20 protein-coding genes are annotated in these 20854 nt (G+C 68.9%); 14 read left to right on the top strand and 6 right to left on the bottom strand.

Annotation, left to right across the window (positions count from 1 at the left end; genetic code table 11):
* Window positions 1–192 precede the first annotated feature (192 nt).
* The gene (locus OIU81_RS35950; protein WP_329154574.1) at window positions 193–486 is read left to right on the top strand and encodes a hypothetical protein; all 294 of its coding nucleotides are present in this window, start codon (window positions 193–195) and stop codon (window positions 484–486) included.
* 106 nt (window positions 487–592) lie between these two features.
* On the opposite strand, the gene OIU81_RS35955 is transcribed toward OIU81_RS35950, so the two are convergent.
* Window positions 593–1426 (bottom strand): response regulator, encoded by an 834-nt coding sequence (locus OIU81_RS35955; protein WP_329154575.1) that lies wholly within the window; start codon window positions 1424–1426, stop codon window positions 593–595.
* Between the two features lie 124 nt (window positions 1427–1550).
* Here OIU81_RS35955 and OIU81_RS35960 point away from each other — a divergent pair, with 124 nt between their 5' ends.
* Complete coding sequence (locus tag OIU81_RS35960) at window positions 1551–3215, top strand: sensor histidine kinase (RefSeq protein ID WP_443074098.1); 1665 nt, start codon at window positions 1551–1553, stop codon at window positions 3213–3215.
* Window positions 3212–4417, top strand: a complete 1206-nt coding sequence (locus tag OIU81_RS35965; protein WP_329154577.1) for a PP2C family protein-serine/threonine phosphatase — start codon at window positions 3212–3214, stop codon at window positions 4415–4417. The genes OIU81_RS35960 and OIU81_RS35965 overlap by 4 nt, the downstream gene beginning before the upstream one ends.
* Window positions 4418–4531: 114 nt before the next feature.
* Here the strand turns inward: OIU81_RS35965 and OIU81_RS35970 are convergent, their stop codons facing one another.
* Window positions 4532–5077 carry a ferritin-like domain-containing protein gene (locus tag OIU81_RS35970; protein ID WP_329154579.1) on the bottom strand — a complete coding sequence of 182 codons (546 nt, stop codon included), beginning with the start codon at window positions 5075–5077 and terminating at the stop codon, window positions 4532–4534.
* A gap of 264 nt (window positions 5078–5341) precedes the next feature.
* Here OIU81_RS35970 and OIU81_RS35975 point away from each other — a divergent pair, with 264 nt between their 5' ends.
* Window positions 5342–6388, top strand: a complete 1047-nt coding sequence (locus OIU81_RS35975; protein WP_329154581.1) for a cation diffusion facilitator family transporter — start codon at window positions 5342–5344, stop codon at window positions 6386–6388.
* Window positions 6389–6442: 54 nt separating this feature from the next.
* Here the strand turns inward: OIU81_RS35975 and OIU81_RS35980 are convergent, their stop codons facing one another.
* Both OIU81_RS35980 and glgX read right to left on the bottom strand, forming a co-directional pair.
* Window positions 6443–8341, bottom strand: coding sequence for a glycoside hydrolase family 15 protein (locus tag OIU81_RS35980; RefSeq protein ID WP_329154583.1), 1899 nt, complete (start codon window positions 8339–8341; stop codon window positions 6443–6445).
* Between the two features lie 172 nt (window positions 8342–8513).
* A complete protein-coding gene (gene glgX / locus OIU81_RS35985; RefSeq protein WP_329154584.1) occupies window positions 8514–10655 on the bottom strand; it encodes a glycogen debranching protein GlgX in 2142 nt (713 codons plus the stop codon).
* Between the two features lie 326 nt (window positions 10656–10981).
* Between glgX and OIU81_RS35990 the strand changes: the two genes are divergently transcribed.
* From OIU81_RS35990 to OIU81_RS36000, 3 genes are all read left to right on the top strand, one after another.
* Entirely contained in the window at window positions 10982–11152 is a 171-nt protein-coding gene (locus OIU81_RS35990; protein WP_189099500.1) for a hydrophobic protein, read from the top strand.
* Between the two features lie 90 nt (window positions 11153–11242).
* A complete protein-coding gene (locus OIU81_RS35995) occupies window positions 11243–11416 on the top strand; it encodes a CsbD family protein (protein WP_329154587.1) in 174 nt (57 codons plus the stop codon).
* A 189-nt stretch (window positions 11417–11605) separates the two neighbouring features.
* Window positions 11606–12043, top strand: a complete 438-nt coding sequence (locus tag OIU81_RS36000; RefSeq protein ID WP_329154589.1) for an ATP-binding protein — start codon at window positions 11606–11608, stop codon at window positions 12041–12043.
* A 168-nt stretch (window positions 12044–12211) separates the two neighbouring features.
* Here the strand turns inward: OIU81_RS36000 and OIU81_RS36005 are convergent, their stop codons facing one another.
* Window positions 12212–13075: a SigB/SigF/SigG family RNA polymerase sigma factor gene (locus tag OIU81_RS36005; RefSeq protein WP_443074184.1), complete on the bottom strand. Its 864-nt coding sequence runs from the start codon at window positions 13073–13075 to the stop codon at window positions 12212–12214.
* A 200-nt stretch (window positions 13076–13275) separates the two neighbouring features.
* Complete coding sequence (locus tag OIU81_RS36010) at window positions 13276–13686, bottom strand: ATP-binding protein (RefSeq protein ID WP_329154593.1); 411 nt, start codon at window positions 13684–13686, stop codon at window positions 13276–13278.
* A 379-nt stretch (window positions 13687–14065) separates the two neighbouring features.
* Here OIU81_RS36010 and OIU81_RS36015 point away from each other — a divergent pair, with 379 nt between their 5' ends.
* The 7 genes from OIU81_RS36015 to OIU81_RS36045 all read left to right on the top strand — a co-directional run bounded on the left by OIU81_RS36015 (window position 14066) and on the right by OIU81_RS36045 (window position 20230).
* Complete coding sequence (locus tag OIU81_RS36015; RefSeq protein ID WP_329154595.1) at window positions 14066–15007, top strand: cation diffusion facilitator family transporter; 942 nt, start codon at window positions 14066–14068, stop codon at window positions 15005–15007.
* A 523-nt stretch (window positions 15008–15530) separates the two neighbouring features.
* The gene (locus OIU81_RS36020) at window positions 15531–16070 is read left to right on the top strand and encodes a lamin tail domain-containing protein (protein WP_329154597.1); all 540 of its coding nucleotides are present in this window, start codon (window positions 15531–15533) and stop codon (window positions 16068–16070) included.
* 849 nt (window positions 16071–16919) lie between these two features.
* Window positions 16920–17141 (top strand): hypothetical protein, encoded by a 222-nt coding sequence (locus OIU81_RS36025; protein WP_290356877.1) that lies wholly within the window; start codon window positions 16920–16922, stop codon window positions 17139–17141.
* Between the two features lie 60 nt (window positions 17142–17201).
* Window positions 17202–18338 (top strand): winged helix DNA-binding domain-containing protein, encoded by a 1137-nt coding sequence (locus OIU81_RS36030; protein ID WP_246296132.1) that lies wholly within the window; start codon window positions 17202–17204, stop codon window positions 18336–18338.
* 426 nt (window positions 18339–18764) lie between these two features.
* Window positions 18765–19010 carry a hypothetical protein gene (locus tag OIU81_RS36035; protein ID WP_329154599.1) on the top strand — a complete coding sequence of 82 codons (246 nt, stop codon included), beginning with the start codon at window positions 18765–18767 and terminating at the stop codon, window positions 19008–19010.
* Between the two features lie 560 nt (window positions 19011–19570).
* Window positions 19571–19816: a hypothetical protein gene (locus OIU81_RS36040; protein ID WP_329154601.1), complete on the top strand. Its 246-nt coding sequence runs from the start codon at window positions 19571–19573 to the stop codon at window positions 19814–19816.
* Window positions 19817–20029: 213 nt separating this feature from the next.
* Window positions 20030–20230 (top strand): DUF1918 domain-containing protein, encoded by a 201-nt coding sequence (locus tag OIU81_RS36045; RefSeq protein WP_329154602.1) that lies wholly within the window; start codon window positions 20030–20032, stop codon window positions 20228–20230.
* Window positions 20231–20854 lie beyond the last annotated feature (624 nt).

A 20854-nucleotide genomic window follows, 5' to 3' on the forward strand; every position in this document is an offset into this window, starting at 1 on the left:
CCTCACGCTAGGGCGCCCCCTCGCGGTGCCGAGTCACTCTCAGGGCCGGAGTACGGCCCGGGCCGCGCGCCCGCAGGCCGACCCGGTATGCGACCTGAGAGGTATCCGGACGAGCCCCTGGGTGGACCCCGTACGGGCGGCTCCGGGGGAGGGGAAGGGTTTCGACCGGCCGAAAGCGGCAACCTGTGGGGCATGTCCAGACGCATACATGACGGAAGCAACGGAGCCGCCAAGGCGATCGTTGTCATCGCGGACTGCACCGCGGTGATTCTGGGGCTGTGGATCCTCTTCGCCCTGCTCGGCGCCAACCGCGCCAACGACCTGGTCAGTGTGGTGCACGACGCGTCCCTCTGGCTGGCCGGATGGTCCCACGACCTGTTCACCATGGACACGGCCTGGCTGCGGACCGTACTGAACTTCGGTCTGCCGGCCGTGGTCTACGTCCTCATCGGGCACTTTCTCGCCGCTCGGGTCCGCCGGGCCTGATCCCCGGCGGGCAAGCGGTTCACCTCGGCCCCGCGGAGGAACGGCCCGCACGAAGCGCCGGCGCGGCGCGGGCCCGCCGGCGGGGTGCCACGGGCCCTCCCGGACGTCAGGGCCGGGTGATCTTCGCGGCGGTGTCGAGGAAGAAGGCGTCGATGCTGTGCACGGTGCGGACGAAGTCGTCGAGATTGACGGGCTTGGTCACATAGGCGTTGGCGTGCTGACGGTAGGCATCGTTGATGTCATCGGGGGCCGCCGAGGTGGTCAGCACGACGACGGGGATGCTGCACAGGTCGGCGTCGTCCTTGAGCACGGCGAGGAGTTCCCGGCCGTTCATGCGCGGCATGTTGAGGTCGAGGACGATCAGGTCGGGACGTTCATTGGCCGGATCACGCAGGTACTCCAGCGCGGCCACCCCGTCCACGGCCTGGTTGAGGGTACGGGCCATGCCACGTTCGACCAGCGCGTCCTCGATGAGCATGGCGTCGGCGGGGTCATCCTCCACGAGCAGGACGCTGTAGGGGCGGTCGGACGTCAACGCGTTCATGGTGGAGCTCCCGTGATCGGGGGTGGGAAGAGGACGTGATGCGGGGCGGGAGGTGAAGACCAGACCGGGCCAACGACGCCGGGCGCCCTGGCGGCTGATGCCCCACGCCTGCCCGAGCTGCGGGTAGTTGGCGCCGTTCTCGGCGGCTTCCTGCGCGAGTTGCCGGGCGCAGCGGCCGACGGCACGGTCCAGGCAGGCGAGGGCGTGCAGCCGGGCCAGGGCGGGATTGCCGTCCGCGGGCGGTCCTGGCTCCGCCGTCCCGTCGTCGTGCTCCGCCGCGGGAGCGGGGTGAAGGCCGTGCCGGGCGAGTTCGTCCGCGAGCTGATGCACCGCACGTTCGGCGAGCTCTGTCATCCATTCGTGTTCAAGGGGGACGGGGAGCGGCTCGCGGTCCATGCCGCGACCCTACGGTGGCTCTTGCCGTCTCGACAACCATTGTTGTCGCCGCTCTGTACTCTATGGCTGCTTGTGCCCACACATCTTCGCCTCATTCGGGGCGGGAGCGCAGAGAGCAGGTGTGATGAGTCAGCAACTCCCGCACGGTGAAGGCTCCGGACAGGCCGATGAGTCCGGCGGTGCGGCCGCTGACGACCCGCCGCGGGGGCCGGCCGGAGCGGGGTCGCGGTGGACCACCCGCCGGGCGCTGAGCGTCAGTGTCGCGGTGGTGATGGTGGCGCTGGTGCTCCTCGGCGGCGGTGGCGCGTGGGTGCACGCGCGCGCCGCGGACGCCACCGCCAGACTCGTCGACCGCTCCAGCCCGGCGCTGATCGCCGCGGCCGGCCTGGAGAACGCGGTGGTCAACCAGGAGACCGGCATCCGCGGCTACGGGCTCACCGGCCGGCGGCAGTTCCTGGACCCCTACCACGACGGGCTCACCCAGCAGCAGACCGCCGCCGCTCGCCTGCGCACACTCCTCGGGCACGACGGGCCGGCCGCGCGGGACCTGGCACGCGTCCTGGACCGGACCGAGGTGTGGCAGCGGGAGTTCGCCCGGCCCGTCGCCGCCGCACCGAGCGGCGCCCCCGTCCGCCTCGCCGCCCGGGACGCGGGGGCCGGGCTGCGCAGCTTCGACGCCGTCCGTGCCGCACTCGGCGCCCAGCAGCGTCATCTGGAGCACGAACGCGCCCAGGCGCGGGCCGAACTCCACGATGTGGCGGTGCTCCAGAACTGGATCTTCACGGGGCTCGCCGCCGTGGTGTTCGTGGTGATCGTGCTCGCCGTGATCGGCCTGAGGCGCGGCGTGACCGAGCCGCTCGGCAAACTGTCCGCCGATGTCCGCGCCGCGGCCCGCGGCGACTTCCGCCGGCCGGTGAAGGGGACCGGACCGGCCGACCTGCGCGCCCTCGCCTCCGACATCGACGGTATGCGGCAACGCCTCGTCGACGAGCTGGCGTTCAGCGACGAGGCCCGGGCGCAGCTGGACGCGCAGGCCACCGAGCTGCAGCGTTCCAACAGCGAACTCGAGCAGTTCGCCTACGTCGCCTCGCACGACCTGCAGGAACCCCTGCGCAAGGTGGCCAGCTTCTGCCAGCTGCTCCAGCGCCGCAACGCCGCACAACTCGACGACCGGGCACAGCAGTACATCGGCTTCGCGGTGGACGGCGCCAACCGCATGCAGGCACTCATCAACGCCCTGCTCGCCTTCTCCCGGGTCGGACGGGTACACGCCGAGCACACGGACGTCGACCTGGAGCAGCTCTTCGGCCAGGTGCGGGACTCCCTCAGCATCGCCATCGAGGAGTCGGCCGCCACCGTCACCCACGATCCGCTGCCCACGGTCCCCGGTGACACCACGCAGCTGGGGATGCTGCTGCAGAACCTCCTGAGCAACGCCCTCAAGTTCCGCTCACCCGACCGGCCCCCGGCCGTCCATCTCTCGGCCCGCCGGGCGGACGGCTACTGGCACTTCTCGGTCGACGACAACGGCATCGGCATCGAACCCGCCTACAGCGACAAGATCTTCGTCATCTTCCAGCGGCTCCACACCCGGGAGAGCTACCCGGGCACCGGCATCGGCCTGGCCCTGTGCAAGAAGGTCGTCGAGTACCACGGCGGCACCATCGCCGTCGACCACGACCACGCTCCCGGTACCCGCATGACCTTCACCCTGGCCGAGCACGCCCCCGTGATCCCGGCGCCAGAGACCACCGAGCCCACCCTCCACGGAGAAGTGACCGCGTCATGACCACCCCTGCCGCCGCGCCGCTCCCCGCCATCCCGACGCAGACCGCGGACGGCGCCGGCGTCGTCCTGCTGGTCGAGGACGACGCCGGTGACGCCCTGCTCGTCGAGGAGTACCTCCAGGACACCGCACTGACCGTCAGCCTCACCTGGGTGCAGACCTTCGGCGAGGCACGCGGCTACCTGGCCGGCCGGACCCCCGACTGCGTGCTGCTCGACCTCCACCTCCCGGACGCCTCGGGTACCGGCGCGGTCCAGAGCATGCAGAGCCTGTGCCCCGAGGCGGCCGTCATCGTCCTCACCGGCCTCGACGAGACCCGCGCGGGCATCGAGGCCGTCGCCGCGGGCGCCCAGGACTACCTGCCCAAGGGCCGCGTCACCCCCGAACTCCTCGAACGCGCCATCCGCTACGCCCTGCACCGCAAGAACACCGAACGCACCACCGCCCGGCTGCGGGAGAACGAACTGCGCGCCCAGGAGAACGCCCGCCTGGAACGGGGCCTGCTGCCCGCCCCGCTGCTGCGCTCCACGGACGTGCTCACCAGCACCTGCTATCTGCCCGGCCGCAAGAACGCCCTGCTCGGCGGCGACTTCCTGGACATCGTCCAGACCCCGGACGGCCTGCTGCACGCCGTCATAGGCGACGTCAGCGGGCACGGCCCGGACGCCGCCGCGCTCGGTGTCTGTCTGCGCATCACCTGGCGCTCCCTCATCCTCGGCGGGCACCGTGACACCGGGCTGCTGGGGCTCATGGAGCAGGTGCTGGTCGCCGAGCGCAGCACCCCGGAAATGTTCGCGACCTGCGCGATCCTCACCCTCGACCCCACGCACCACCGGGCCACGGTGACCCTCGCCGGCCACGACGAACCCCTTCTGATCCCGCCCTCCGGAGCCGCCCATCCCGTCGAGGCCCGGCACGGCATCGCCCTGGGCATGCTCCCGGGGCACGGCTCCTGGCACCCCACCCACTGCACCCTGCCGCCGCGCGCCACTCTCCTCATGCACACCGACGGGCTGGTCGAGGGCCACACCGTCGGCAGCGGCCGCCATCGCCTGGGCACGGACGGCCTGCTCCGGATCATCGAGGCCGGCCGGCATCTGCCGCCGCCGGACCTGATCGACCATCTCACCGGTACCGCCCGCTCCCTCGACGCCGGCCGGCACACCGACGACCTGGCCGTCCTCGTGCTCAGCTGGAACCGCTGACCGGCAGCGACCCCACCCGCGCGGGCAGCGCGACGCCACGGCCGTACGAGCCGCTCCGGCGCGGGGTGCGCCGTCGCCCCGCAGCCGCGCGACGGCGTACCCCGCGCCGCCCCCTCAGCCCTTCTTGTGCCGGGGCATCCGCTCCAGCAGCCCCCGCAGGTCATCGGCGTGCTCCTCCTCCTTGGCGAGGAGGTCCTCGAACACCCGCCGGGTCGTCGGATCGCCGTCACCGAGCCACTTGGCGATCTCCGTGTAGGAAGCGATCGCCACCCGTTCGGCGATCAGATCCTCCTTGATCATCTCGATCAGGTCGGCGCTGGCGTCGTATCCCGCGTGCGCCCGCCGCGTCAGGGTGTCCGGGTTGAAGTCGGGCTCCCCGCCGAGCTGGACGATGCGCTGCGCCACCTTGTCGGCGTGCTGCTGCTCCTCCGCGGCGTGCTCCAGGAACTCGGCCGCGACCGGCTCCGAATAGAGCCCGGACGCCGTGTAGTAGTGCCGCCGGTATCGCAGCGTGCACACGATCTCGGTGGCCAGTGCCTCGTTCAGCACCTGCAGGACACGCTCCAGGTCGGCCCCGTAGGCGTCGGTGACCGGCCCCTTCTCGATCTCGCGGCGGGCCCGTTCCCTGAGGGTTTCGACGTCGGTGAGGAATTCAGCCATGGCTCTCTTCCGTTTCGATTCGACCGGGTTGCACGAAGCACTGTCCCCGGCCGCCGTCCGGTGGCCGGAACAGGCGCGCTGTCGTGCCCCGGCGCACCACCCCGCCGGACGCAGGGGCGGCACCGGACGCCGGGTGACGGCCGACGGGCGTCACCCAGGCTCACGGACAGCGGGTACCTGCGCCCTTCGTGAGGAATGGGGCAGGCAACGAGGGGCATCCGTGCTGGGGGCCGGAGTTCCGGCCGGGGAGGAGAACGGCCGGAGATGAGCGAGGACGCGGCACGGGACCCGTCAGAACCGACGCACGGCGGGCGCGACGGGGAGACCAGGAAGACCGTGTGGGTCGCCCTCGCGGCCAACCTCGGGATCGCCGTTGCCAAGACCGTCGGGGGAGTGGTGGCCGGCTCGCCCGCTCTGCTCTCCGAAGCGGCGCACTCGGTGGCGGACAGCCTCAATGAGATCTTCCTGCTGGCCGCGGTGAAGCGCAGCGAACGCCCCGCGGATCACCGGCACCCCTTCGGATACGGCAAGGAACGGTTCTTCTGGTCCCTGCTCGCGGCCGTCGGCATCTTCGTGACGGGCGGCTGTTTCTCCTTCTTCCAGGGCATCGTGGCCTTCCACACCCAAGAGACGGAATCCCGCACGGGATACCTCATCGGCCTCGTCGTGCTGGCCGTCGCGATGCTCGCCGAGGGAACGTCGCTGATCCGGGCCCTGTCCCAGGTGCGGACGCAGGCCAGGACCCACCGCCGCAGCATGCTGGGCGAGATCAAAAACACCGAGGACCCCGCCCTGCGCACCGTCCTGGCGGAGGACAGCACCGCATGCCTCGGAGTCCTGCTCGCCCTCCTCGGCATGGCACTCCACATGACCACCGGCAACGGCGCCTACGAGGCCTGGGCCTCCCTGCTGATCGGCGCCCTGCTGGTCTACGTCGCCTTCATGCTCGGCAAGAGCGCCCGGACCCAATTGATCGGCGAGGCGGCCGCCCCCGAACTCCAGCAGCAGGTGCTCACGTTCCTGCACGACCAGCCGGAAATCGACACCGTCACCGCGGCCATGACGATGCAACTCGGGCCGGAATCGGTGATGCTGGCGGCGCGCATCGACCTGGTGGCCGGTCTCGACAGCGAACTGGTCGAAGCGGCGTTGGTGCGGACGAAGACGGAACTCCGCGCGCGCTGGCCGCAGCTCGACCAGCTGTTCCTCGATGTCACGGACGCGTCCACCGCCGACCGGGCACGCGCCGTACGGGCCCGCCGCCGGCTGGACGACGTGGTGGAACGGCGCCGGCAGGCGGACGGCGTCTAGGTAGCGGTCTCCCGGCCGCCCACCGTCCACCCACCCCCGCGGGCGCGGGGCGCCTCAGCCCATGAAGCCGTCCAGGCTCGTGGCCGCGCTGATCAGTGCGAGATGGGTGAGCGCCTGCGGGAAATTGCCCAGGTGCTCACCCGTCGTCCCGATCTGCTCCGCGTACAGGCCGAGGTGGTTGGCGTAGGTGAACATCTTCTCCAGCGCCAGCCGCGCCTCCTCGATCTGACCGGTGCGGGCCAGCGCCTCCACCCACCAGAACGAGCAGATGGAGAAGGTCCCCTCCGTGCCGTCCAGTCCGTCGGGCGACTGCTTCGGGTCATAGCGGAACACCAGACTGTCCGTGACGAGATTCGCGCCGATCGCACGCACCGTGGACCGGAACCGCGGATCGTCCGGAGACAGGAACTTGACCATCGGCATCACGAGGAGCGAGGCGTCCAGGATGCTCTCCGGTGGCTGCCCCGCCTCGTCACTGAGGCGCTGCACGAACGTCTGCTCCTGCTCGCTCCAGCCCCGGTCCATGATCTGGTGGTACATCGCATCGCGTGCGGACATCCAGCGCCCGAGATCACCGGGCAGACCACGCCGCTGAGCGATTCTGATCATGCGCTCGACGGCCACCCAGCACATCAGCCGCGAGTAGGTGTGGCGCTGCTGCCCGGCACGGGTCTCCCATATTCCCGCGTCCGGGGTGTCCCAGTGCTCCAGGAGCCAGTCCAGGATCGCGCACAGGTCCGTCCAGCTCTCATGGGAAATGCCCGCACCGTGCTTGTCGAACAGATAGACCGAGTCGAAGAGTTCACCGTAGATGTCCAGCTGGAGCTGGCCGGCCGCGCCGTTTCCCACCCGCACCGGGGCGGACCCCCGGTAGCCCCCCCAGTGGTCGAGGACGTGCTCGGGCAGGTCGGCGTGGCCGTCTATCGAGTACAGGACTCGCAAGGGGCCGCGGTCACCGTCCTGGGCGCCGCGCGGACAGTCCGTCAGCCACCCGATGAAGGCCTGTGCCTCGCGGGTGAAGCCGAGGCGCAGCAGCGCGTGCAGCGAGAAGGCCGCGTCGCGGATCCATACGTAGCGGTAGTCCCAGTTGCGTTCGCCGCCGAGCTGTTCGGGCAGGCCGAGCGTGGGCGCCGCCACGATCGCGCCCGTGGGCTCGTGGGTGAGCAGCTTCAGGGTCAGCGCCGACCGGTGGACCCGCTCGCGCCAGCGCCCCGTGTAGGTGCACTGGGACAGCCACTGACGCCAGAACCGGACGGTGGACCGGAACAGTTCCTCCGTCGCCTGCGCATCCACCAGGTCGACCGAGGGATCGCCCCCGGCCGTCTCCGCGGATTCCAGCACGAAGAGCACCGACTGCCCTTCCGCCAGGTCGAACTCACCAACCGCGTCCCGGCCCTCGACCCGCAGCGTCGCGCTGGCCTGCAGGGAGAGGGTCAGCGCGGCACCGGTGAAACGCACCCCGTGCGGCTGCCGGTGGGCACGGTGTGCGTCGCGGCCGTAGTTCATCCGCGGAGCGATGACGGTCCGGATGCGGGCACTGCCCCGTACGCTGACCACCCGTCGCACCAGGCGCTGCCGGTGCTGCCGGTCGCCCTCCGCCAGCACCGGCATGAAGTCCTGGATCTCGACGATGCCGCTGTCCGTCAGCATCCGCGTGATCAGGATGTTGGTGTCGGGGAAGTAGTACTGCTGGTGCTTGGCCACGTCGCCCACGGGACTCAGCTGCCAGCAACCGCCGTTGTCCGCGTCCAGCAGCGCCCCGAAGACACTCGGTGAGTCGAAGCGCGGCGCACAGAACCAGTTGATCCGGCCGTCCGTCCCCACCAGCGCGGCCGTCCGCAGGTCTCCGATCAGCCCGTGCTCGGCGATGGGCAGATAGCGCGCGTACGACGCCCCGTCCGGCCCCGCTCGCCCCTCGCCCACCCGCTCTGCCGCACCGCGCTCGCCCGCCATCGCCTGACTGCCTTCCTTAGCCCCTGCACGCCGACCGGTCTCCTGCTCCGCGCGGGGACACGCAAACGGCCTGCGGCGGCGGACCCGCACCGTCGGCGCCGGCGGTGCGGGCCTCTCCTCCCGCCGCTCCGCACGGCCCGCCGCCGTCGTCGGCTCCGGCCGGAGGGGGCCGTCACTCCTGGCGGGACTCGCGCAGCACCAGAAGAGCCCGGGCCTCCACCTCCACCGCCGTGCCGGCCTTGATGAGCGACCGGTACTCCACATACGGGATGGCCGTGTCCACGACCACGCTCCACCACTCGCCCACACCGCCCGGCACGGTGAATTCGAGTGGCTCGTGATGGGCGTTGAACAGCAGCAGGAACGAGTCGTCGTGCATGCGCCGGCCGCGTGGATCCGGCTCGGATATCGCCTGACCGTTGAGGAAGACCGCCAGCGACTTGGCGAACCCGGCCTCCCAGTCCTCGTCGGTCATCTCCCGGCCCGCCGGCGTGAACCAGGCGATGTCCGACAGCCCGTCCCGGCTGCCGCGCACCGCCACCCCCTGGAAGAAACGCCGCCGCCGGAACACCGGATGCTCCCTGCGCAGCGCGATCAACTCCCGGGTGAATTCCAGCATGTCGCTGCCTTCGGCGACCGCGGGCCAGTCCACCCAGGAGACCTCGTTGTCCTGGCAGTACGCATTGTTGTTGCCGCGCTGCGTCCGGCCCAGTTCGTCCCCGTGCGAGAGCATCGGAACGCCTTGGGAGAGCAGCAGCGTCGCCAGGAAATTGCGCTGCTGCCGGGCGCGCAGCGCCAGTACGTCCCGGTCCTCGGACGGCCCCTCCGCGCCACAGTTCCACGACCGGTTGTGGTTCTCCCCGTCGCGGTTGTCCTCACCGTTGGCCGTGTTGTGTTTGTCGTGGTAGGAGACCAGATCGCGCAGGGTGAATCCGTCGTGCGCGGTGACGAAGTTGACCGAGGCGTGCGGCCGGCGCCCGTCGCTCTGATACAGGTCCGACGAGCCGGTCAGCCGGGAGGCGAATTCCCCCAGCGTGCCGCCCTCGCCGCGCCAGAAGTCGCGCACACAGTCGCGGTACTTTCCGTTCCACTCCGTCCACAACGGCGGGAAGTTGCCCACCTGGTAGCCGCCGTCACCGACGTCCCAGGGCTCGGCGATCAGCTTGACCTGCGAGATGACCGGGTCCTGCTGGACCAGGTCGAAGAACGACGACAGCCGGTCGACACCGTGGAACTGACGGGCCAGCGTGGCGGCCAGGTCGAAACGGAAGCCGTCCACATGCATCTCCGTCACCCAGTACCGCAGCGAGTCCATGATGAGCTGCAGGGTGTGCGGATGGTTCATGCGCAAGCTGTTGCCGGTGCCGGTGGTGTCCCAGTAGTACCGGGGATCGTCGTCGGACAGCCGGTAATAGGCGGCATTGTCCAGACCCCGGAACGCCAGGGTGGGGCCGAGGTGATTTCCTTCCGCGGTGTGGTTGTACACCACGTCGAGAATGACCTCGATGCCCGCCTGATGAAGGCACTTGACCAGGTAACGGAATTCCTGCACCTGCTCACCCCGCTGCCCCGAGGAGCAGTAGGCGTTGTGGGGCGCGAAGAATCCGATGGTGTTGTAGCCCCAGTAGTTCGCCAGTCCGCGTTGCGTGAGGCTGTGATCGTGAATGAACTGGTGCACGGGCATCAATTCGACGGCGGTGACACCCAGGGCGGTGAAGTAGTCCAGCATCACCGGATGCGCCAGCGCGGCGTAGGTGCCGCGGATGTCCTCGGGAATGGCCGGGTGCGTGCGGGTCATGCCCTTCACATGCGCCTCGTAGATCACTGTCTCGTGGTACGGCACCTGCGGAGGGTGGTCGTTGCCCCAGTCGAAGTAGGGGTTGGTCACGACCGATTTCATGGTGGCGGATGCGGAGTCCGCATTGTTCCGGCGGTGCGGGGCGTCGAAGCGGTAAGGGAAGAGGGACTCATCCCACTCGATCCGGCCCGCTATCGCCTTGGCATACGGATCGAGCAACAGCTTATGGGAATTGCAGCGCATACCGCGGGCCGGCTGGAAGGGGCCGTGCACCCGGAAGCCGTAGCGCTGCCCCGGTCCGATGTCGGGGAGGTGGACGTGATGGACGAATGCGTCGACTTCCCTCAGCTCGATGCGTTCCTCACGGTCCCGTTCGTCGAACAGACACAACTCGACCTTGTCGGCGACTTCGGAGAACACCGCGAAGTTCGTTCCGCTCCCGTCATAGGTGGCCCCCAGCGGAGAGGCACTTCCGGGCCACCGCCCCGATTCCGTGGTGTCCTGCCATATCTGCATGTTCGCAAGCCTCCCGACCGGATGGCACAGCACGGCATCACGCAGCGTCCACCACACCCTGCCCCCTGGATCACCGGCCGAAGCGCCACAACATGGGGGTGGTCGGTCAGGCCTGGTGGGTGGTGCTCGGAGGGGGCGGTGTGCGGAGCCCGGAGCCCAGAGCCCGGCGCTCGACATCCGGCTGGGGCGTCCGCCGCAGAGCGGTGCGCGCACGCCGCCGAGGAAGAATCTGCTTCGGATGCCCCGCCCCTCCGATAAGAAACCCATAAAGAGAAATGTGTGGCGGGGGAGAGCCGGGGCACACGCTTGTCCGGAGGTTGATAACTATGGTTCCGCTGCTTCTCGTTCTTCTTCTGGCACTGCTTCTTTTCGGTGCCGGATTCGCACTCAAGGCCCTGTGGATCGTGGCCGTGATCGTGCTCGCCGTGTGGTTGCTGGGCTTCGTGATGCGCTCGGCAGGCGCCGGCGGCAAGCGAGGCCGCTGGTATCGCTGGTGACAGCTGGTGGCAATGGACGCACCGCTGCACTCGAATGAACGTCGGGCTTCCCGACCGAACCGTACAGAACTGCTGATGAAGGGATTCACCATGAGCGCCGAAGAAAAGGCCAAGGCCAAGACCGAGCAGGCCACCGGAAAGGCAGAGAAGAACGTGGGGCGGGCCGTGGGAAATGAACGCATGGAGGCCGAAGGCTCGGCCAAGGAATCCAAGGGTGACCTGCGCAGCGCCAAGGAAAAGGCCAAGGACGCTTTCAAGGACTGACGTCCGTGACATCTGTGGTGTGCGGGGCCGGACTTCCTCGGCCCCGCACACCACATGCATGTCAGGGATCACCAAAGGCGAGCCGCGATGATGACCACCACGTACCGAAAGGCAGCAGGGCCCCGGTCATCTGTCCCTTTCGGGGTAGACGGTGGACTACGGCGTCACGAAGCGGAAGGGGTGTGCGGTGTGTCGGATGCTTCCTTGCGAGCGGTGGGATGGGCGCAGACCTTCCCGATATCGGGTGGGGTGCGGGAGGGCCGGCAGTGGGCACGCCGGCATCTGGACTCACTCGGCTGGACGCGCGAGGCGCCCGAGACGGTCGATGCCGTCCTGCTGACCGTCTCGGAGCTGATCACGAACGCGCACCGCCATGCCCACAGCTCCGCCCAACTGGTCCTGACCTGGGACAGCCGATGCCTCCATGTCAGCGTGCACGATTCCGGATCGGGGTCGCCCGTGCCGCGTACGCCCGATACCACCAGCACCGGCGGGCGGGGACTCGCCCTGATCGACGCGGTCTCCGACGACTGGACGGCACACTCCACCCGGCACGGCAAAACCGTCACGGCCTGCTTCACCCTGCCCGACACCGAGCCCCGGGACCGTCGATCCGCGGACGACTGAACGCGGACGACCAAACGCGCCTCGCGTACGACAGGAGGGCTCGCATCGCCAGATCACTGGCGCAGATCTCCGCCAATGCGTCGGCCCCGATGCGGGGACATCGGGGCCGACACGCCGTCGTTCACGTGCTGTCACGTGCTTCACGTGCGAGTGCAGTTCATGAAGAGATCAGTCCGTACCGAGCATCTCGGTACGCAGATGAGTCAAGCAGCGGCTGAGCAGCCGGGAGACATGCATCTGGGAGATGCCGAGCGCTTCGCCGATCTGGGCCTGCGTCATCTCCTGCCCGAAACGCATTTCCAGGATCTGCCGGTCACGATCCGCAAGCCCGTCGAGGAGTGGCTTGAGGGTGTGGAGATCCTCGAAGAGATCCATGTCCTCGTCGCATGCGCCGATCAGGTCCGCGAGCGGGGCATCGTTGCCGTCCTCACTGATGGCGACGTCGATGGAGGAGGCGCTGTAGCCATTGGCGGCCACCTGGCCCTCGACGACCTCTTGCTCGGTGATGTTCAAGTGCGCCGCGAGCTCGGAGACCTTCGGGTCCCGCCCGAGTTCGCTGCTGAGGTGCTCGTTGGCGCGGGCGAGGTCGACGCGCAGTTCCTGCAGCCGCCGCGGGACGCGCACATCCCACGTGGTGTCACGGAAGAAGCGCTTCATCTCGCCCGTGATGTACGGCACCGCCAGGGTGGTGAACTCCACCTCACGGGACAGGTCGTAGCGGTCGATGGCCTTGATCAGGCCGATCATGCCGACCTGCATGATGTCCTCGAAGTCATCGCCGCGATTGCGGAATCGCCGGGCGGCGTAGCGCACCAGCGAAATGTTCATCTCGATGAGGGTGTTACGGGCGTACTGGTACTCGTGAGTGCCCTCTTCCAACGTTGCCAGCCGCTCGAAGAACAAGCGGGACATCTCGCGGGCATCGCCGGGAGCGAGGTTCTCAGGAGACTCGATAAAGGGGAGTTCTTCCTGCTGAGCAGGTACTGCGCACTTCTCGGCGGCGATTTCGGCGTCCTGCGCGGTGTCCGCCATCGTGCTGCCGACGCCCATGTCTGACTCCTTTTCGTACCGCTGAGCCCCCGATCGAAGAGGCTTCTTCCCGGCAATACGCGCGGTACACCCATGCCTGCCGTGCGCCCGCGGCGCGGTGGTGCCGGGGAGTCATCGTGGGCCCCGGGACAAGGAGGAGCGGTGCGGAACAGCTCGCCGGCCCTGGGGCCTCGGTGCTGCGTTCAACGCGGGAGGGTCACCCGGATGGCCTTCCCGCCGCCGGGACGCGGCTCGATGCTGACCGAGCGGGCCAGGCGACGCACCATGGGCCAGCCGAAACCTCCTGAACACCCCGTCAGATCGGGGCTGCGGTCCTGCGGATGAGCGCGACTGGGATCGTCCACGGTGACCTGAATGCTGTGCCGGTCCGCCGTCAACAGCAGAGCGGAGACATCGCCCGCATGCCGCAGGGCATTGGTGACGAGCTCGGAGACCAGCAGGAGCAGGTCCTGCACCGTGGGCGGCGGCGGAGCAGGATGCAGGCCGGCGAGAAAGCCGGTCGTGACATCGCGGGCGTCCGCCGCCTGCTGTGGCCGACAGACGTGCTGGGTCAGGTAAGGCTGGTGCTCGTCGCTCGTGATCGTCTGCCACATGTGCTCGGTCCCGTCGTGAGGCGCCTCATCCGCCGACTTCCGCAAGCTCGCTTACCCTGCACGACCGCAGTGAAAAGTGAGACCGGTGAGGAGGACGGTCGACGAGGCCGGTGTGGCGTAGCGGGTACCGGGTGCCAGGTACCGAGGCAGTTCTTCCGGGCAGCCGCCGTCAGCATCAGCCGTCGATCGTGCCGGCTGTCCATCGTGTCGGCCCCGCATCACCTCACTCCGTCCCGCTGGGATCCATGCGCTCTGGCGGATGAAGAGCCGCAGGTCAGCGCGCATGACAACGGTGTTCAGTCCCGTGTTGCCCTATACCCCCCACCCGTAGTTCACTGCAGGTGTCGCAAGGCCACGCCGACCACTGGGAGGCAGTTTCATGGGGGCTGGACACGACCACGGGCGCACGCACGACGGGCAGCCCTCGACCGGTACCGCGGCCGCGGCTCACAAGGGTCGGCTCCGTATCGCGCTCGCCATCACGCTCGGTGTGATGGCATTGGAGATCGTCGGCGGTGTGGTGACCGACTCGCTCGCGCTCATCGCGGACGCGGCGCACATGGCCACGGACGCGGTCGGACTCGCCATGGCGCTGCTGGCCATCCTTGTCGCGGGCCGGCCGGCGACGGCGAACCGCACGTTCGGGTACGCCCGTACCGAGATCCTCGCGGCACTCGCCAACTGTCTGCTCCTCCTCGTCGTGGGCGGCTATCTGCTCGTCGAGGCCATCGGCCGGTTCCTCGACCCGGCCGAGACCCAGGGCGGTCTCACGATCGTCTTCGCCGTGGTCGGTCTGGCCGCCAACTTGGTGTCGCTGTCACTGTTGATGCGCGGACAGAAGGAGAGCCTCAACCTGCGCGGGGCCTATCTGGAGGTACTCGCGGACGCGCTCGGTTCGGTGGCGGTGCTGGTGTCCGCCACGGTCATCCTCACGACCGGCTGGCAGCTCGCGGACCCGATCGCGTCCCTGGTCATCGGCCTGATGGTCGTCCCGCGTACCTGGAAGCTGCTGCGCGAGACGCTGAATGTGCTGCTGGAGGCGGCCCCTAAGGGCGTCGACATGGCCGAGGTCCGGGCCCGGATGATGGCGCTCCCCGGCGTGGCGGACGTGCACGATCTGCATGCCTGGACGATCACCTCGGGGATGCCGGTGCTCTCCGCCCATGTGGTCGTGACCCAGGACACCCTGGACGAGGCGGGGCACGAGAAGGTGTTGCACGAACTGCAGGGCTGCCTGGGCCGGCGCTTCGATGTCAAGCACTGCACCTTCCAGCTGGAGCCCGCCGGCCATGCGGAGCACGAGGCGAAGCTCTGTCACTGAGGTGAGACGGCTGACCCGTAACAGGTCCGCGCCGCACCCTCGCAGGACGGCACGCCCGCCGAGGCGCGCAGCACCACCCTCACTCAGCACTCAGGTCACCAGCGCTCAGGTCACCGGCGCTCAGCTCATCGGCACCCAGGACTCCGGTCATCAGCCGCCGAAGCCTCTCCCATGCCGTGCGCCGCGGCGTGGCCGCGAAGCAACGAGCCGCACCGTACGCCTGCCTGTTCTGCGCGCTGTTCGAAGCGATGGCACCGCATCACGACTTCGCCCCCTTGGCGAGACCGGCGGTAACCCCTTGGGGCATCTGGATGGGTGTAAGGGGCGTTGCGTTGGTGCTGGTAGGCGCGGGGGAGTGCGCGCCTGGCGCGGTGTGGTTGTGCATATGTCCATGTTTTGTAACACCAAACCGGATTTCTTCTGCCAAGGGGTGACGAGGGGTCACTGTGTGGGGGCCCGGTCAAACCGGCCGGGTATCCGGTTTCCGGCAGCCCGTCATGGGCGCCGTATCCAGGGGGTTTCTGTGCTCCGTAACGCTTCACGCATCGCCGCAGCGGTTCTCGGCTCGGTCGCTCTTGCCGCCGCCGCTGCTCTCCCGGCCGCCGCGGCCGGCCATGGTCACCACGTTCCGGCCCCGCACCGCTTCCACTCCGCGGTGGCTCTCGGCGCGATCCAGTACGACAGCCCCGGGCGGGACGACCGTTCCAACCGGAGCCTGAATGCCGAGTACGTGACGGTGAAGAACACCGGCCGCATGGCGGTCAACCTCCGCGGCTGGACCCTGTCGGACCGCTCCGGCAACACCTACCGCTTCGGCAACGTCTGGCTGAACGGGCACAGCCAGGTCCGCGTCCACACCGGCATCGGCCGTGACACCCGCGGGGACCTGTACCAGGACCGCCGGAACTACATCTGGGACAACACCGACACCGCCACCCTGCGCAACGACCACCGCCGGGTCGTCGACGTCGAAAGCTGGTCCCGCCACGGTGGCCACGGCCATGGTGGCCACGGCCATGGTGGCCACGGCCACGGCCACGGTGGCCACGGTCACGGCCACTGAGGGTCCTTGACCGGCCGGTGAGCTGATGCCGCTCACCGGCCACCCCCGCCACGGTGCGCCGCAGGGTTCTTGCCCTGCGGCGCATCGCCATGTTCCGGCGTCGACCGCCGGCAACCGCCGGGCGATCCAAACCTTCTGGCCTTGCTCGTCGAGCTCGACATGGCCCCGGAGTCCTCGGTATGAAGCACCGCCGGCAGGTGGGACGGCCGACGCGAGTGGCGCGCAGCGCAGCACCGCGAACCCCGGGGAAGAGCAAGCAAGTTGAAGATCAGGGCAGCCGACCTCTCCGGTCCGGAGAGCGCAGCCTTCCTCGCGCAAGGAGTTCGGATTCCACTGCGTGCCGTTCGCCGACTACCACCCCGATCCCCACAGCGCGTTCACGACGAGGGTGCTCGGTCAGGCCACACGGACGCAGCGAGCCGCACGGCATGAAGGGGCGACAGCTCGTGGCCCGGCGGCTGCCTCGCACCAGTGTGACTGAGTTCTTCAGATGGCCCGTGAGCGGTTGAGTTGGCCCGGCTGAGCGTCGTAGTCGGCCTGTGCGTGTTCAATCGTGGGTAAGTGCGTGTTTCTGATCCATCGCACCAGTTATGCGACATCCCGCGGGTTCGTCCTGGCTTTCATCTCCCGTTGCCGCAGGTCAGCCCGGCAGGCGGGAGCGATGGATCCGCATAGATCATGATGGACCTTCGGGATTCCTGAAGAACCATCATGATCCCTCCATAGACGCACAGGCCGAGGGCGACGAGGTGCCTGGTAAGGCCCCATGCCGAGGAACCGAGGGGCACGGCGAACTCGCGGGATGTTGCACACGGCGGGGGCGATGACGGCAGCCCGCGGATGCCGCTGATGTCGGCTATCACCAAGGACCTGATGCTGCGCGGCTTCGCCACGCTGCACACCCCGGACCAGATCGAGGAGTGGAACGCGCGGTTCGGCCCGTGGCTGCGGGAGGGACGCAACGTGTTCCTGCACACGGTCGTCGAGGGCGGCACCGGTCAGCTCCCGGCGGCGTGCGCCGCCCTGCTCGACCGCACGTACAGCAGCACGATGCTGGTGCGCATGAGCTGAGCGGCATCGCAGTACGGCGGTGGCGTCCCGGGCGCGGTCCGAGGCAGCCACCGTGTTTTCGTGAGTGGACACGAGGAAGGGAATCCCGTCGTGGTGACAGGAGACGTGAAGGTGCTGGACCATCGGGCGCTCAACCGGAGCCTACTGGCCCGGCAGTTGCTGCTGGAGCGGTCCGCGATGCCAGCGGGGCGGGCGGTCGCGCACCTGGTGGGCATGCAGGCACAGGCGCCGAACCCGCCCTACATTGGCCTGTGGACGCGGCTCGCCGGCTTCCGCATCGAGGACCTGGCCTCCCTCGTCAGGAACCGCGAGGTGGTCCGGGTGGGTCTGATGCGCGGCACGATCCACCTGGTCACGGCGGACGACTGCGTCGCACTGCGCCCCGTCCTGCAGGGCGCCCTGCGGCAGGGGCTGAAGGGCGCCTTCGGGCGCAAGCTCGAAGGGCTCGACGTCGAGAAGGTGGCCGAGCTGGGCCGCGAGCTGGTCGAGCGGGAGCCGCTCACGCTGGGCGGCCTGGGCACCCTGCTCGCCGAGCGGTGGCCGGACCGGGACCCCTTCGCCCTCGCCAACGCCGTGCGCAACCTGGTACCGCTCGTGCAGGTGCCGCCGCGCGGGCTGTGGGGCGAGAGCGGGCAGGCCGTGCACACCAGCGCCGAGGCGTGGCTCGGCCGGCCCGTCGCCGGGCTGGCGGCACCGGACCTGATGGTCGAGCGCTACCTGGCGGCCTTCGGGCCGGCCACGGTCAAGGACATCCAGGTCTGGTCCGGCATGACCCGGCTCGCCGACGCGGTGAACCGGCTCCGGCCGCGGCTGGCGGTCTTCCGCGACGAGAACGGCCGCGAACTGCTCGACCTGCCGGAGGCCCCCCGCCCCGACGCGGACACCCCCGCCCCGGTGCGCTTCCTGCCGGAGTTCGACAACATCCTGCTCTCCCACGCCGACCGAGCCCGCATCCTCACCGAGGAGCAGCGCAAGCTCGTCTTCACGCGGAACGGGCTGATCAGGTCGACGTTCCTGGTGGACGGGTTCGTGGCGGGCGTGTGGCGCGTCGAGCAGACGCGCGGTGCCGCCGTCCTCGTCCTGGAGCCCTTCGGTACCCTGCGTGCCGGGGACCGCGCCGCGCTCACCGAGGAGGGCGGCCGGCTGCTCGCGTTCGCCACGGCCTCCGCCGCCTCGCGCGAAGTCCGCTTCGCCTGATGCCCGGCCATGCGCACGGCGTGTGCAACATCCCGCGAGTTCGCCGTGCCCCTCGGTTCCTCGGCATGGGGCCTTACCAGGCACCCCGTCGCCCTCGGCCTGTGCGTCTATGGAGGGATCATGATGGTTCTTCAGGAATCCCGAAGGTCCATCATGATCTATGCGGACCCATCGCTCCCGCCTGCCGGGCTGACCTGCGGCAACGGGAGATGAAAGCCAGGACGAACCCGCGGGATGTCGCATAACTGGTGCGATGGTTCAGAAACACGCACTTACCCACGATTGAACACGCACAGGCCGACTACGACGCTCAGCCGGGCCAACTCAACCGCTCACGGGCCATCTGAAGAACTCAGTCACAACCAGCACGACATTCACTCGTCCGTGTGCTGCCCCGCAATTCGAACATATGATGCAATCGGAGTCGTGACTCCCTACGCTTTCCCGGATGACCTCGTCCAGGCACAGCGTGCCTGGTACACCGCCTACCGACAGCTCTCCCAAGAGGAAAACCCTGCCCGCACCACCGTGCTGCGCTGCACACTGCAGCGACTCTCCGTGCGGATCGCCACACACCCGTACTGGGCGACGATCCCTGGTCGGGCCCCAGCGGCCCGGATGGCGCTCAAGCAGCAGACCTGGGAGCCGGATCCCCAAGAGGTTCGGCGATGACCCTATGTGAGATCTACGCCCGGGGCGGGACCACGGCGTCCTGGAGCAGCCGACCGGGTAAGGCAAAGGGGCCCTGCCTCGTGAGAGGCGGGGCCCCCGTGCACACGCCAATACAGCTAGATGCGTCGTGTCGGCACGTAGTGATGAATCAGTTCGGCATCGCGGTTGGCGTGCCGGTGATGCGACTCGGCAGGATCGAGCCGAGACGGCCACCTCCCGCGCAGCAGCCGGCCCACTAAATAGACCACGCGCGCAAGCTCCGACTTCATCGATCCCCCTCTGTGGACGCCCGTTGAGGCGCCTGATCCACTCGGCCCGTCAAGGGCCGATATCGAACGAATATGCCCCGCCCGCCGACCGGCAAACGGCATGTGCACGGCGCCACACCGACCGCCTCACAGCCGTGGTCGCCGTGCCCTCCCTCGTCCACCTACCACTCAAGCTCCTGAACAGCACGGGATGTTCACCTGCACCGGAACCCCGGGGAGGGTGGTCGATTGGGCACAGCGCGAGTTGGTTGATAGGGAGGGGACATGAGTGAAGTCCCTCCGATATTGACCGTGACAGCTGCCAGCACCATCGAGCCCACCGATGCCGAAGACCGGAACGGCATGGACTCATGGATGGTGATCGAAACTGCCGAACAGGGCCAGCTGCTGCTGAACCTTCCCGGCCGGCTGTACCGCGCCATGGTGCAGGCAACCGAGCTGCCCGCGCATCAGGCGGGCCCCGGCCGCCTGGCACTCACCGAAGACGAAATCACCGCCTACCGAGCCAACGTCGCGCGCCTGACGAGCGTGGGCTAGATCCTCGCGATGGCCGGCGACCCCTGCCCGCGGCTCACTGCAGCGCGCGCCTGATGGGTCACCGCACCCGCCTGCGGCTCCCTCTCCCCGTCGCGGAAACAGCGCCTCTGCGCAAGCGTGGTGATTCTGCGTGATCTCCGCATCGCTGTGTGCTTGAGTCGGCTCCGTGGGCCCGACAGCCGGTCCCATGTGGTGCTGAGAGGAGTCGCGACAGTGCATGCCAGCAAAGGGGACCGTCTCGTGGTCCACGGCCGGGTGGTCGGGAAGCAGGACCGTGTCGTGGAGATCGTCGAGGTGCTGGGCCCGGACGGTACGCCGCCCTACCGCGTTCGCGCCGAGAACGGTCACGAGACGATCATGACGCCGGGACCCGACTCGGTGATCGACCACCGCACGGCAACGAACCTCCCCTAACAGGGGGAGTCACGACCGACACTGTGCGACAGTTCAGCCGGTGGGCCTGGGGAATCCCGGGCTCAACTGGCTGCCCATGCACCGGCTCCATCCATCCATCCCTCCCGTACCCATCCGAAGCTGAAGGACCGCTTCGACGAGCTCCACCGAGGGCTGCGCCCACCGTGGCCACGCGAACGTACCTCGAGCACTACCTGAAGACGCCGTACGCCAAGTGGCAGAAGAGGGCGGCCCGGCCCCACCGAGCGCTTCAGCTGCCGTCACGGCAGTCCCTGAAGGCCGACCGGGCAGCGTTCGACTGGGCCGTGCAGAACGCGAAAGCCATCAACCGCACCGCCCGGCAGTACGCCTTCGACTTCGACGTCCCTGCGCTGCTCGCCGCGAGTCTGCCCTACCGCGACGGGCGATGGGGGACAACGTGGTCAGGTGACAGCGGCACACGGGAACCAAGCTGCTGCTGGCGGCACACCGACGCTCACGCCGCCTATCGGACTCCGGCCCCGCCCGGTGCCCCTTCAACGCCCCCTGGTTCCGACGGCGCTCTCCACGGGCGGACGCTCGGCCCAGCGGGGCCGGTGGGCCCAGCAGTATCGAGCACACTCTGGACCGGGTGCGGTACCGGAA

This window comes from Streptomyces sp. NBC_01454 (genome assembly GCF_036227565.1).
Lineage (GTDB): Bacteria > Actinomycetota > Actinomycetes > Streptomycetales > Streptomycetaceae > Streptomyces.